The 12,185-nt window shown below is 35.8% G+C and carries 11 protein-coding genes; 6 read left to right on the forward strand and 5 right to left on the reverse strand.

From position 1 onward, the window contains the following. Positions 1 to 232: 232 nt before the first annotated feature. The 3 genes from ADH54_RS05375 (at position 233) to ADH54_RS05385 (ending at position 3,361) form a co-directional block, all read left to right on the forward strand. Positions 233 to 1,072 carry an EcoRI family type II restriction endonuclease gene (locus tag ADH54_RS05375; RefSeq protein ID WP_049524321.1) on the forward strand — a complete coding sequence of 280 codons (840 nt, stop codon included), beginning with the start codon at positions 233 to 235 and terminating at the stop codon, positions 1,070 to 1,072. Between the two features lie 4 nt (positions 1,073 to 1,076). After that, the gene (locus ADH54_RS05380) at positions 1,077 to 2,063 is read left to right on the forward strand and encodes an adenine-specific methyltransferase EcoRI family protein (RefSeq protein WP_049524322.1); all 987 of its coding nucleotides are present in this window, start codon (positions 1,077 to 1,079) and stop codon (positions 2,061 to 2,063) included. Positions 2,064 to 2,284: 221 nt separating this feature from the next. After that, entirely contained in the window at positions 2,285 to 3,361 is a 1,077-nt protein-coding gene (locus ADH54_RS05385; protein ID WP_239682659.1) for a DUF6161 domain-containing protein, read from the forward strand. A 133-nt stretch (positions 3,362 to 3,494) separates the two neighbouring features. Here the strand turns inward: ADH54_RS05385 and ADH54_RS05390 are convergent, their stop codons facing one another. Beyond that, positions 3,495 to 4,922 (reverse strand): helix-turn-helix domain-containing protein, encoded by a 1,428-nt coding sequence (locus ADH54_RS05390; RefSeq protein ID WP_049524323.1) that lies wholly within the window; start codon positions 4,920 to 4,922, stop codon positions 3,495 to 3,497. Positions 4,923 to 5,086: 164 nt separating this feature from the next. Between ADH54_RS05390 and hslO the strand changes: the two genes are divergently transcribed. From hslO to ADH54_RS05405, 3 genes are read left to right on the forward strand one after another with little or no spacing between them, the layout of a single operon-like run. After that, positions 5,087 to 5,959, forward strand: a complete 873-nt coding sequence (gene hslO / locus ADH54_RS05395) for an Hsp33 family molecular chaperone HslO (protein WP_004238633.1) — start codon at positions 5,087 to 5,089, stop codon at positions 5,957 to 5,959. Beyond that, entirely contained in the window at positions 5,946 to 6,926 is a 981-nt protein-coding gene (dusB, locus tag ADH54_RS05400) for a tRNA dihydrouridine synthase DusB (RefSeq protein WP_049524324.1), read from the forward strand. The genes hslO and dusB overlap by 14 nt, the downstream gene beginning before the upstream one ends. A gap of 1 nt (position 6,927) precedes the next feature. Beyond that, positions 6,928 to 7,473 carry a cysteine hydrolase family protein gene (locus ADH54_RS05405; RefSeq protein WP_049524325.1) on the forward strand — a complete coding sequence of 182 codons (546 nt, stop codon included), beginning with the start codon at positions 6,928 to 6,930 and terminating at the stop codon, positions 7,471 to 7,473. A gap of 113 nt (positions 7,474 to 7,586) precedes the next feature. On the opposite strand, the gene ADH54_RS05410 is transcribed toward ADH54_RS05405, so the two are convergent. The 4 genes from ADH54_RS05410 to ADH54_RS05425 form a co-directional block, all read right to left on the reverse strand. Next, positions 7,587 to 9,854, reverse strand: a complete 2,268-nt coding sequence (locus ADH54_RS05410; RefSeq protein ID WP_049524326.1) for an ABC transporter permease — start codon at positions 9,852 to 9,854, stop codon at positions 7,587 to 7,589. Beyond that, complete coding sequence (locus tag ADH54_RS05415; protein WP_049524327.1) at positions 9,851 to 10,528, reverse strand: ABC transporter ATP-binding protein; 678 nt, start codon at positions 10,526 to 10,528, stop codon at positions 9,851 to 9,853. The genes ADH54_RS05410 and ADH54_RS05415 overlap by 4 nt, the downstream gene beginning before the upstream one ends. A gap of 8 nt (positions 10,529 to 10,536) precedes the next feature. Beyond that, on the reverse strand, positions 10,537 to 11,313 hold the full coding sequence (locus tag ADH54_RS05420; RefSeq protein WP_049524328.1) for an AAA family ATPase: 777 nt from the start codon (positions 11,311 to 11,313) through the stop codon (positions 10,537 to 10,539). After that, on the reverse strand, positions 11,313 to 12,185 hold an 873-nt coding region (locus ADH54_RS05425), incomplete at its 5' end, for an AvrD family protein (RefSeq protein ID WP_049524329.1). The genes ADH54_RS05425 and ADH54_RS05420, both read right to left, overlap by 1 nt.

Consider the following 12,185-nt stretch of genomic DNA (forward strand, 5'->3'; position numbering starts at 1 on the left):
TAGCACAGGAAGTGATTTTTTGCGCTTTTTTACTGTTTTTTTTCAAATAAAAAGACAAGAAAGTTAGATTTAATAACCTATTTTAATGAAGAAGTAGCTAATAAGAGTATTTTTGCTAAGATTTACGATATGAAAAGTTTACATAATGCAATTATTTAATACCCATTCATAGTGTGATATAATATTGTTAATAACTAAAAACACCTCAAAATATAAAAAAGGGGAGAATTTTATGGCTAAAAAGAATCAATCTAATCGTCTAACTAACCAACATAAAGATTCAAGAGGAGTAGTAGGTATATTCGGAGAAGATGCAAAATCTCATGATATTGCCGTAGGCACTATCTCTCATCTAGTAAAATCGAAACTAGAGGAATTATATCCGATGTTAGAGTTTAGATTTAGAAAATCAGTTAGTAAAAAGGAGATTAATCATTATCTTAGTAAACTGGATAAAGATTTAGGAAAAACTTTATTTACACAGAATGCAAGTATTATTCCTGACGGCGGTATCATTGAGGTAAAAGATGATTCAGGCAGTTGGCGTGTAGTTCTAGTAACAGAAGCTAAACATCAAGGAAAAGATATTGAAAATATTAAATCAGGTAAACTAGTAGGAAAAAACAACGACCAAGATTTAATGGCTGCCGGAAATGCTATTGAACGCTCACATAAAAATATTGCTGAAATAGCAAATTTTATGCTATCCGAGGAACATTTCCCTTATATCATTTTTCTAGAAGGTTCTAATTTTTTAACGCAAACTATTTCTGTAATACGCCCAGATGGACGGTCTGTGGTACTTGAACATGACTCAGGAATACTAAACCGCTTAGACAGACTAACTGCCGCTAATTACGGCATGCCAATCAATACTAATTTGTGCAAAAATAAATTTATAAAAAATAAAGACAAATCAATAATGCTTCAAGCAACCTCTATCTACACAACTGGTGATGGAAGTCACTGGAAGCCTCAGGAAATGTTTAATATAATGTTAGATGTGGCTCAGACTTCTCTTAAAGTTTTGGGAAGCGATATTTTTAACCAATTAACAAGGAGTATGGAATAAGATAATGAGAAAAAACGAAAATGATTTTTTAAGAAAGGCAAAAAAAAATAAAAATGATGAGTTCTATACTCAACTACAAGATATAGATAGGGAGTTACAACATTACAAGGTACATTTCAAAAACAAAATTATATTTTGCAATTGTGATGACCCCAGAACTAGCAATTTTTATAGATATTTTGCTCAAAATTTTAATGAACTTGGTTTGAAAAAGCTGATTGCATCCTGTTATATCGAACAACAATTTGATTTATTTAGCTTAAATTCAGAAATTTCAAATGGCTTTTACTATGAATACACTGGGAAAAAAGAAGAGATCATTATTCCCAGTCTAAATGACGTGACATTTTTTAAAGGTGACGGTGATTTCCGCAGTGAGGAAAGTATGAAACTATTAAAAGAAGCAGATATAGTGGTAACAAATCCACCATTTTCCCTTTTCAGAGACTTCCTTGCACAAGTTGTTCAATATGATAAACAATTTTTAATCATTGGCAATATTAATGCTATTACTTACAAAGAAACTTTTAAACTCATAGAAAACAATAAAGTTTGGATGGGGATAAATATGGGACGTGGTATTTCTGGATTTATCGTTCCAGACCACTATGAACTCTATGGGACAGAAACCACTATAAATGAACGTGGTGAAAGAATTGTTTCCCCTAATAACTGTTTATGGCTAACAAATTTAGATAATTTCAAAAGGCACCAGGACATTATTCTTACCAAAAAGTATAAAAATAATGAAGACCAATATTTAACCTACGATAATTACAACGGTATCAATATCAATAAAACAGTAGATATTCCTTATGATTATCGAGGAGTTATGGGAGTTCCAATAACTTTTCTTCATAAGTTTAATCCAAATCAATTTGAAATTGTTGGATTCCGAAAAGGAGATGACGGAAAAGATTTATCAATAAATGGTAAGAGCACTTATTTTAGGATATTAATTAAAAATAAGAAGTTTCAAACGACTAAATAGGCTGGTAGTATGATGAGTTTTACGAGCAAACAAATATCTAATTTTTTGGATGATAAAATTTTATTTCGATTTACAATTAACAGTAACATACTATAAACTTCAACGAACGTGAAGCGATTTTTACTTTTGATCAAATTGAAAAAGTAATAAAAACTAATTTTGATTATTGGAAGATTGTTTCAGAAAAAGCACCATCTAATTATTATTCAAATTGGCAAATCATGAATAATAAGATAAATGGCATAAGGAAATTTCTTTCTGAGATTAACGACTTAAATACGGATACTATAAATAACTATCTTTATTATAACTTGTCAAGTAGTCGTGAAACTACTGAGCAAGGGAAGCTTGTTTACATACTATCAATTGATTCACCTATTGATAAAGATTTAGAAATTCGAAAAATAAAGAGTTTTGTTTCATTCTATATAGAGCAAACAACAGACAATCTTACAGAAGCGATAAGAAGTTACATCTATCTCTCCAAGAATATAAGTTCTATAGGCAATTATTTTTCAAGCTCTTATCCATACCAATTCTATCCGGCTCTGTATTTACTTAGAAAACAGTTCTCTAATATTAGGGAAAATATATTCGACTTTGAAAAAAATATTATATATCCATTAACCAGTAAGTTACAAGAAATTTCTGATAATTCTAATGAACAATATAAAGAAATTACCTCTTTTATCGAAAACAGATACAATGATATTCAACAACAATTTGATGATAAGGCCATAGAATTAAAAGAGTTTCAAAGCTCAATAAATCGTTGGCAAAAGGAAAAGAAAGATAAACTTGAACATTTAGAGGAGACTTATAAGAATAAACTATCATTGGAGGCACCTGAACAACTCTGGAATAAACGTGCTACAGAATATATAAAGCAGGCTAGAAATTGGACTATCATCCTTATTGTAACTGTACTAGCTTTAATTTTTACTTCGACAAAATTAATTACAATTATACATAATTATTCTTTAGATATCATCAAAGAAATTCCTTTTCTTTCAGAATCATTCGTATTTATTTCTGTTATTTCTTTCTTTATCTATATAATTAGAATACTGGTAAAAATCGTAATGTCAAATCATCATTTAGCCACCGAATACAAACAGAAAGCAGCTTTAACTAGATTTTATCAATCTTTGACTTATGCTGGTACAAATATTGATAAAGAGGAAAGACTAATCATTATTAATTCATTATTTAGTAGAATTGATACAGGTCTTATTAAAGTAGATAACACAAATGATAACGAGGTAATTCTAGCAATTTTGTCTAAGAATATAAAATAAGAGGCTGAGCAAAAAGAATTTAAAGTCAAACAAACGCATATTGTCAAGTGTTGAAAAGACTCGATAATATGCGTTTTATTGCAGAAAATTTTACTTCTTTTTCTCCTAACATTGAGTTTTTTTGCCATCTTCTTTAACTAAACAATAACTGACGAATCCCTGCCAAATCTTCCATATCCAAGTCGTTTTTTAAATAATAAACTGGGGTCTGTTCCTTCTTATGAATCGGGTTATTGGTAACCAGCAAATCATAATGCCGACTAGGCTCATAGGCTTCAATGCTAATAAAACGATTGTATTCCAAATACCGTTTCAAAATGGCTGCCATCCTTGAAAAGACAAGAAAACCAGATGTCAAATCCAGACCAATCCGCATATGCTGGCCACCATTTTCAGCCATATATTCGATTAACTGGAGCCATTCCCAGAGAATTTTCTTATCCAAATCCGTCCCCTGCTGAAAGGCAGGTAGAGCATGAAAAATCTCCTCTGCCGTTCCCCTAAAATCATGTTCCATCAACAAATAAGGATGACGATTCTCTAACTGGTACTTGTAGCGGTCCTGTAAAATATAGCCCTTATAGAGATAGACTTGAGCGCAAAGCTGACTGAGTTCATAGGTAACGTGATCCTCTGTATAATCACCCAGCAACTCCTCCTTCTTCATCTCTTGAATCAATTGCGTCAGCAAATCTGCCAACTGCCCTCCAAAACCAAGGATATACTCCATAGTATGAAGAGGAAGAATGCGATGAGATAGGAGGAAAGAGAAGAAAATCATCATCTCCCCATCCTCAGTTCCTAGAGGAAGGTGTTTCCCAGCAAAAAAGGACGGAGCCTTTCGATGCAAACGAAGGTAGAAAATATTGTCAAAATACCCTCGCATTTTCTCTTCTATCACTTGAAACTGACAGGCATTGACACGAAGACGTTGCTGACTGATATGAGACCAGAGAACCAAGTCCAATTTCTGCCCCGAGGATAAACTCGCACCGCAGATTTCTTCTAGAGTGGCAATCTCCTGCTTTCTCTCTGGTTTCTGCATGTGGCCTTCCCATTCCTGACTGGACCAGACCTTGCGGAAAAGACAGAAATAGAAATAGCGAATCTGATGCTCTGGACCTCGCCAACGTCCATTTTGGATAGATAAATCAAATTCTGACAAAATCTGATTTAAACTAGCCAAATGGCGGCCAAGCGTTGCCTCACTAATCACCAATTCTTGAGCCATCTGATGGGCTAAAAACTGTTGGTGGTAGAGAAGATAAACCAAAATCTGGTATTTAACAGCATTCTCCAAAAACAGACTCCGAATATCTCTCCCCTTGGTAGTTGCACCGATTGACAGACGCAAATTTTCATCTTCTAAAGAGATCTTCATCTCTAAGCCACTGTCTAAAGCCTTATCATTGAGCAGGGTGACATATTTGGTTAGAGTTGCTTTTGAAAATCTTGTTTCCTCCATTACAGCCTTGACGGTCGTCTGAGACTCTTGTAATAGAAAGGAAAGGATTGAAAATTGGCCAGATTCAGCCTTTTCCATCAAATCTCCTAAATACATTTGTTACCCCTTTCATTTTCTACCTTAAGCATAGCATAAATCTTACAAATGCTGAAATAATCTGTTTCTCTTTTTATTTTCATGCTGATTTCCTGGTCCATTATCCTGAAAATCAGCAAACACACGGCTCCCCCTTTGGGCATTTTTATGCTAAAATAGTAGCTATGGATAAAATTATTAAAACTATATCAGAAAGCGGAGCCTTTCGTGCTTTTGTCCTTGACAGCACAGAAACAGTCCGCACTGCTCAAGAAAAACACCAAACCCAAGCTAGCTCAACTGTAGCGCTTGGTCGAACTCTTATCGCTAGCCAGATTCTCGCAGCCAATGAAAAAGGAAATACCAAACTAACCGTTAAGATACTGGGCTCTAGCTCTCTAGGTGCTATCATCACCGTCGCAGATACCAAGGGAAACGTCAAAGGCTACGTTCAAAATCCCGGTGTTGACATCAAAAAGACTGCAACTGGTGAAGTTCTAGTTGGACCTTTTGTTGGAAATGGTCAATTCCTCGTTATCACAGACTACGGTACTGGGAATCCTTACAACTCTATGACTCCCCTCATCTCTGGAGAAATCGGTGAAGATCTAGCCTTTTACCTGACTGAAAGCCAACAAACGCCTTCAGCAGTCGGCCTCAATGTCCTTTTGGACGAGGAAGACAAAGTCAAGGTTGCAGGCGGTTTCCTAGTTCAAGTCTTGCCAGGAGCCAAGGAAGAAGAGATTGCTCGCTTTGAAAAACGCATCCAAGCAATGCCAGCTATCTCTACTCTTCTAGAAAGTGAAGACCATATCGAAGCCCTCCTCAAGGCAATCTACGGGGACGAGGCCTACAAGCGTCTTTCTGAAGAAGAAATTCGTTTCCAATGTGACTGTAGCCATGAACGCTTTATGAACGCTCTTGCTAGCCTTCCAAGCTCAGACTTACAGGAAATGAAAGAGGAAGACCACGGAGCAGAAATCACTTGTCAATTCTGCCAAACCACTTATAACTTTGATGAAAACGATCTGGAGGAACTCATTCGTGACAAATCTTAATACACCTTTTATGATTGGCAATGTTGAGATTCCCAATCGTACCGTTTTAGCGCCCATGGCTGGCGTGACCAACTCAGCCTTTCGTACCATCGCAAAAGAGCTCGGAGCTGGGCTCGTTGTCATGGAAATGGTCTCTGACAAGGGAATCCAATACAACAACGAAAAAACCCTGCACATGCTTCATATCGATGAAGGCGAAAACCCTGTCTCTATCCAACTCTTTGGTAGTGATGAAGATAGCCTAGCACGCGCAGCAGAATACATCCAAGAAAACACCAAAACCGATATCGTGGATATCAACATGGGCTGCCCAGTTAATAAAATCGTGAAGAACGAAGCTGGCGCTATGTGGCTCAAGGATCCAGATAAGATTTACTCTATCATCAACAAGGTTCAATCTGTCCTTGATATTCCACTTACTGTCAAAATGCGTACAGGCTGGGCTGACCCGTCTCTTGCAGTGGAAAATGCCCTCGCTGCTGAAGCTGCAGGTGTTTCTGCCCTTGCCATGCATGGCCGTACCCGTGAACAAATGTACACAGGCCACGCAGACCTTGAGACCCTTCACAAGGTCGCTCAAGCTTTGACCAAGATTCCCTTCATCGCCAACGGTGACATCCGTACGGTCCAAGAAGCCAAACAACGTATCGAAGAAGTCGGTGCTGACGCAGTCATGATTGGCCGCGCTGCCATGGGAAATCCTTACCTCTTCAATCAAATCAACCATTACTTTGAAACAGGAGAAATCCTACCTGATTTGACCTTTGAAGACAAGATGAAAATCGCCTACGAACACTTGAAACGTTTGATTAACCTCAAAGGGGAAAACGTAGCAGTTCGTGAATTCCGTGGCCTCGCTCCTCACTACCTCCGTGGAACATCTGGCGCTGCCAAGCTCCGTGGAGCTATTTCACAAGCTAGCACCCTAGCAGAGATTGAGGCCCTCTTGCAATTGGATCAGGCATAAAATGGTTCATACTACTTTACTGATTATCGATATGCAAAAAGCATTTGATAGACCTATCTGGGGAGAACGAAACAACCCTCAAGCTGAACATCAAGCACTGAGGGTACTGGCATACTTTCGTAAACACTCTCTACCAGTCATACACATTCAACACATATCTGACAATCCCCAGTCGCAATTTCATAACAAACAAAATCAGGAGTTTAAAAGTGGATTTGAACCAGTTGCTTCCGAACCTGTCTTTCAAAAAACGGTTAATAGCGCCTTTATTGGAACAAATCTTGAAACATATTTACGAAAAAATCAGATTGGTCATTTAGTCGTTGTTGGTTTGACCCTGCCTCATTGTGTATCTACTACGACACGAATGGCAGCAAATCTTGGTTTTGAAGTCACTTTACTAGCAGATGCTACTGCCAGTTTTACCCTATCTAACAAAAACGGTCAGGCCATCTCTCCTGAGACTATCCATGAGATTAATCTCCTTTCTCTACAAGATGAGTTTGCTCAAATTCTTACTACAGAAGAATTTTTAACCCAAGTATAAGTATAAAATAATCCGTCAACTCTTATTTGAGCTGACGGATTTTCATTGAGTATTAGAACTGATGATTAACAATTATTCATAAATGTCTATAGATTCACTCAGAACTGACCATACTAGTCTACCCCCTTTAGAGCACTAATCATGTCAATCTTTCTCATACGAAGACTAATAAAATAAGCAGTCCCTAAAGATGTGAACCAAACCAATAACGTAGCAGAAGCAAGGACATACATACTGACATAAGCGGTATACTCAATTCGAATCGTCGAAAATGTTGCTACATATTCTTTCAAAAACCATATGCCTAAAGGAATTCCTACTAGCCAACCAATAAAGGTAGTTAGTATAGTCTCAAAAAGAGTTACCATCTGTAGATATTGATTAGAAAATCCTAATACTTGCAATGTAGCATAGTCTCTCATTCTCTCTACAAAGTTTAAAGAACCTAGATTATAGAGAACAATAATAACAAGTAATAAAGCAAAGCCAATAATCATTAGAAATACACTCATCAAACTAGCTACAAAATCATAGGCATTTTTTTCTTGGCTCCCTTTTTCAATGACAGATAGAACACCTTTGTCTTGCTTAATAGTATCTTGGTCCACCTCTGACCCAACTAATAAAGTATGGGAAGTAAAATCTCCCCCTGCTTTTTCAAAGACTCTAGCATGAAGATAAGCCCCTTGATTGGTTTCACTTGTGACAATCCCTTTTACTTCAAACTTGTAAGTATGACCATCTTGATAAGGAGTTACAGTTAAAAAATCTCCGACTTTAATACCTGCTAAACGGGCAAATGATCTAGTTACATACAAACCATCATCTTTCAAAGATTCAGCACTCTCTGTTTTTGCTTGTATCATATCTCCATCATCAAATATAATCAATAAACGGTTGTATCCATCATCTGGACTAAAATGTGCTTGTGAAATTTGTACACCTTGCCCACCATATTTAGACTTAGAAGTGGTATAATCCGCTACGGTCAGTCGTTTTGAATAAGAAAAATCTTCATTATATGCCTTATCAACAAGATGATTCATAGATACAGGCATACCAATTCCAGCAATCAGTAACATCATACTTCCTGCAACTCCCGCGATTCCCATCAAAACTCGAATACGATTAAACGAGGCATCCCGAATTGCCCATCTTGAAGGATAAGAAATTCGTTGCCAGATAGAGGAAAATCTTTCCACAAAGACAGATTTAGCAACTTTTTCTTTACCTCTTAAAAATATTGCTGGTAAGCCTCTAGCTGACTCTCTAGAAGCTAAATAGGCAGCTAAAACACAAATAATAATGACCACAATACCAACGACTATTGATGAAGATGAATAAGAGATTTGCCAATTTGGAAGTGTAAACATTGACTTTTGAGTTTCTAGTACAAACCATGACATTAAAGGAGAAATAGCAAAGCCTGCTAAACTTCCTAATAAACTTACTACTAAACCAAATAAAATATAATGTAAACTGATAGCCTGATTTGAAAAACCTAAAGCCTTTAATACAGCAATCTCTTTTGTTTGGCCATCAATCAAACGCTGAATGGTTGTAAACATAGCTAAAATAGCTAACAAAATAAAGATAAAAGAAAATAAGTAAGATAAATTTCTAATTTGCCCAACTCGATCGGTAGCTTCTGATATTTCAGTTAAACTTTTTTGATCTTGATAAGAAACTAAATCGCCCCCAAAAATAGACTCTAAATCTCCTCGCAAATCTATCTTAGAGCCATAAATTTCTAAGGCATTATCTGACGATAAACCCAGAATTCCTTTTGCAATTTCATTATCTGCAATATAACCGTAGGCATCATTATCAGGATTTGGAGCTATATATTCCATACTACCTGTAAAATAAATCTTATCTGTGGCCTGAACAAATCCTACAATTTCTAAATCTATCTGTTTCCCCCTTGATGAAATAGAAATTAGGTCTCCAATCTGTAATTGATTCTTCTTAGCATAATTCCCATCAATCCAAATCGAATCTTGTTTTCCTTCAGAAAAAGGACTTCCTTCTGTTACTGTAACCAGTTGATTATCTGTAATCGTTTCAAGATTGATTCGTCCGTCAGTCTTGTCTAAACGAACAATATTAGCAAATCCTTTCTTTTTACTGATAACTTTTTCAACAGAAGATAATAGTTCAACCTGCTTAATTTTTGATTCATCAATTTGTCTCGCTTGAACCCAAACAACAGGAAGTTCAGATTGTTTCAAATAACTCTCTAGACTCTTTTCAAGTCCATGCCAAGCTCCTTGTAGACCTACAAAGATTAATACACTTAATAGAGACATCAGAAAAACAGAGAAAAATTGTTGCCAATTTTGCCGAAGGTCTCTTAATAATTTTATATGAAGATACCTCATCCCAGCACCTCTTCATTATTCTCTATTTTTTCAATACTTCCATCTTTCAAATATATAACTCGATCTGCAAATTTAGCAAACTCTTTATTATGTGTAACCATTACAACTGCAGCATTCCCATTTCTAGAAACTTCCTTCAATAAAGTTAAAATACTATCGCCTGTCTTTGAATCTAACGCTCCTGTAGGTTCATCACACAATAATAGACTAGGCTCTTTAGCCAATGCCCGTGCAATTGATACACGTTGCATTTCACCTCCAGAAAGTTGATTAGGAAAATTATTTTTTCTATGAAGTAAACCAACTTGATCTAAATACATATCAATTTCTTTATTGTTTTTCACTAAATTGGCTGCAATACCTATATTCTCCTTGGCTGTTAAACTTGGAACTAAGTTATAAAATTGAAAAACAAAACCAATTTTATCTTTTCGATAAGCAGATAATTCCTTGTCTGTAAATTTTGTTACTAGTTCCTCATCAAATATAAAGGTTCCCGATGTCGCACGATCCATCCCACCAAGTAAATTTAGTAACGTACTTTTCCCTGAACCTGATGGACCTAAAATAACTGTAAATTTCCCTTTCTCAATGGAAAAACTAACTTGATCTAAAGCACGAACTTCTTGCTCCCCCACCTTATAAATCTTACTAATATTTTGAAACTGAATCATACATACTCCTAATATCTTGTCATAAATTTTATTTTTTCCTTTAATGTAGGCTCTTCATACTGCTCTATGATACGTTTAGATACTGCTTCCCTGTTTTCTCGTATGACCTTTTCAGCTAAGGAAATAGCCTCATCTACTGGAACAACTATTGGCAACTTATAATGTTGAATGATTTGATTTAACCGTTCTTTCTGACTACCTTTTACACAATAAGGAGTCAGACCCAAATTCCTATAAGCTTCATATAATTCCTCATCTGATAAATTTCGATACTCTTCAGATACTGGTCTATGCCCATCTGGATCCATTGCAAACTCTACTGGTAAATGAACAACATCTGTATACCACAATTTCGCATGATTCTTAGAGACAACCCCATAGGCAGTCAAATATTTTTTGAAAAATGTTCGACCAGGAATACCTAAAATAGATTTCATCAATCGATGAATGAATGCTGATCCTGGGTTAATTCCTACCCTCATTCGAACAGTCCCGTAAATCCATTCATTCAATACTGAACCATCTGATAGAAAACTTCCATGTTCCTTGTATAAAATTCCTTCCGTACGAATTCTCTCTTCAAAACGCTTTAGCCCTAGTGCCATTAATTCAGTTGATGACATATCCTGAAATCTTCTTCCAGGATATAAATCTGTCAAAATTTCCCTCGCAGATAAAGCATCAATTAAGGGAAGTCCCGTTGCAATCGAAAGAGCTGTAGCAGTTGTTGTCTTACCTGTAGAATAAGTTCCTGATATGACTAACCTTAATTCTCTATTTCCCATCACTGTCCCCCTCCATCAGGTAATTTTTGAGCTATTTTACTTTTAAAGACTACCTTATGATCTATATCATATCCGGACATTTCGTAGACTTTCCAATGCTCTTCTCTAATTTTTAACAATCTATTTTTTGAAACACTACCACTAAGCTCCACTACTCCGTTTAAAATTGGTGAATCCAAGTCTGCACTTACTTGCTTCATCCACATGGTATTGCTCTCCTCTCGAGATATCTCTTCGATATGGTAGGCTAACATCTCTGCCATTTGAGAAAAAATAATCAGAAGCTCTAACAAACTATAACAATTCTGTTCTAGACTACCTACACCACTATATTCAATATCTTTGATCAATACTTGCTCTGCTTTACAAGATATACTACTATCTGAAAACTCAACATCGTATATATCATGTTGTCTATCTCTTAAATGTGTTGATAAAAAATCTCTACCTTGTTCTCCTATAGTAACTACATTTTCCATACATTCTAATAATTGATAGCCTAAACAAACTTTCATATCCATTACCAAGCAATCAAATTCAATCACTTGGTTCGTCATTTTGAAATTTTGTAATTCTAATCTTAAATTTACCAATTCTTCTATAGCTTTTATCCCTGACTTTATCTCAAAATGGCTTAACCTATACTGATTTAAGTTCACTCCCATTCTTTTCAGTATTTCACTTCCAAATAAATGAGCTAATACTATTCCATCTAATGTACTCAGGTGTTGCTGTACGATTTCAGATTGTTTACTAGACCACAAACCTTCTTGATGAAGAGACCCAACCCCTTCTAAAATATTTTTCAACTTATACTCAATGAAAATCAAAGAGCAAACTAGGAAGCTAGCCGCAGGCTGTACTTGAGTACG

The organism is Streptococcus pseudopneumoniae, from assembly GCF_001072315.1.
GTDB classification, from domain to species: domain Bacteria; phylum Bacillota; class Bacilli; order Lactobacillales; family Streptococcaceae; genus Streptococcus; species Streptococcus pseudopneumoniae_R.